The 1,683-nt window shown below is 65.3% G+C and carries 2 protein-coding genes; one reads left to right on the top strand and one right to left on the bottom strand.

The genetic code is table 11. The features are described 5' to 3' along the window. Positions 1-78: 78 nt before the first annotated feature. Complete coding sequence (locus EOD07_RS33555; RefSeq protein ID WP_127238269.1) at positions 79-1,140, top strand: YeiH family protein; 1,062 nt, start codon at positions 79-81, stop codon at positions 1,138-1,140. 25 nt (positions 1,141-1,165) lie between these two features. On the opposite strand, the gene EOD07_RS33550 is transcribed toward EOD07_RS33555, so the two are convergent. Next, positions 1,166-1,675, bottom strand: a complete 510-nt coding sequence (locus tag EOD07_RS33550; protein WP_127238268.1) for a GAF domain-containing protein — start codon at positions 1,673-1,675, stop codon at positions 1,166-1,168. Between the last annotated feature and the right edge of the window lie 8 nt (positions 1,676-1,683).

Genomic DNA, 1,683 nt, shown 5'->3' with positions numbered 1-1,683 from the left:
CATTATAACTCAAATAATTCGTTGGAAAGATCGATTTTGGAATGGCATTTCGGCGGCGAAAGCGCCTGGAGAATTCAATTGTCTTTCCTGCCCGCCACCGCGAACGATCTTCCAAACGGCCTGAACCCGGCCAATGCCGAACGCAAGCGCCCTGCCCTGACCGCGATCTCGGCCGGCGTTGTGCCGGGGCTGGTGCTGGTGGCGATGATCACCAGCGTCGCCTATTCGGCGCGCGGCTTTTCCGGCCTCACCTTGTTCAGCCCGATGATCCTGGCCGTCGTCGCCGGCATGATCTATTCAAACGTGCTCGGCATGCCCGCTCACGCCAAGGCCGGCATCGCCTTCGCGCAAAAGCGCCTGCTGCGCTTCGCCATCGTGCTGCTGGGCTTCCAGCTCACGCTCGGCCAGGTGGCGGGCATCGGCCTCGGCGGTGTCGGCGTCGTCGCCGCCACGCTCGGCGCCACCTTCCTCTTCACCGTCACGCTCGGCCGGCTGATCGGTGTCGACCGCAAGCTCGCGCAGCTCATCGCCGCCGGCACCTCGATCTGCGGCGCTTCGGCCATCGTCGCCACCAACATCGTCACCGATGCGCGCGACGAGGACGTAACCTACGCCGTTGCCGCCATCACGCTGTTCGGCACTATCGCCATGCTGGGCTTCCCGCTGCTGGCGCCGGTCTTCGGCCTCGACCAGCACGCCTTCGGCCTGTGGGCGGGCGCCTCGATCCATGAGGTGGCGCAGGTGATCGGCGCCGGCTTCCAGAACGGAACGCTTGCCGGCGAGACGGCGACCGTCGCCAAGCTGACACGCGTCGCCATGCTGGCGCCGATGGTGATCGCGCTCGGCCTGATGGCGCGCCGCGGCAACACCGATGCTTCCGGCGCCAAACCGCCGATGCCCTGGTTCGTGGTTGCTTTCGTCGCGGTCGTGGCGCTGAACAGCCTAGCCGCGATCCCGGTGCAGATCCATTCGGCGATAGCTTTGGCCGCACAGATCATGCTGACCATGGGGCTCGCCGCCATGGGCCTGCAGGCCGACATTTCCGAGCTGCGCTCGCGCGGCCTGCGGCCGCTGATGCTGGCCTTCTCGGCCTTCCTCTTCATCGGCTGCTTCAGCCTGATGCTGGTGAAGCTCGCCTGAGGCAGGCCGGGACCGGCCTCATCCCTCAGTCTTCGCCATCGTCCTCGAATTCACACGCCGCGACATAGATCGCGGCGAGTTTCTCGATGCCGGCCTGGTCTTCCTTGTCGAAGCGTCCGGGCAGCGGGCTGTCGAGGTCGAGCACGCCGAACGCGCCCTCGGCGTCGCGCAAAAGCACGACCAGCTCGGAGCGCGAATCGGCGTCGCAGGCGATGTGGCCGGGAAATTCGTTGACGTCCTTGACCAGCATCGACATGTCGAGCTCGATGGCCTTGCCGCAGACACCCTTGCCGACGGCGATGCGCACGCAGGCGGGCTTACCCTGGAAGGGCCCAAGCACCAGCTCGTCCTCGGAGGCGAGGAAATAGAAGCCGGCCCAGTTGAGGTCGGGCACCATCTGATAGATCAGCGCCGACGTGTTGGCGGCATTGGCGACGGAATCGCCCTCGCCCTCCAGCAGCGCTTTCAATTGCGTGGCCAACTCCTTGTAGAAGGCCGGCTTATTGCTCGTGTCGATTGCGGTTGCTGCGAACATCGCTTGAT

This window comes from Mesorhizobium sp. M2C.T.Ca.TU.002.02.1.1, assembly GCF_003997225.1.
This window is presented reverse-complemented; position numbering and strand designations above follow the sequence as displayed.

What these genes read in the sequence shown, in the direction of transcription:
- EOD07_RS33550 (WP_127238268.1), bottom strand. Translation starts at nt 1,675, where the DNA reads ATGTTCGCAGCAACCGCAATCGACACGAGCAATAAGCCGGCCTTCTAC.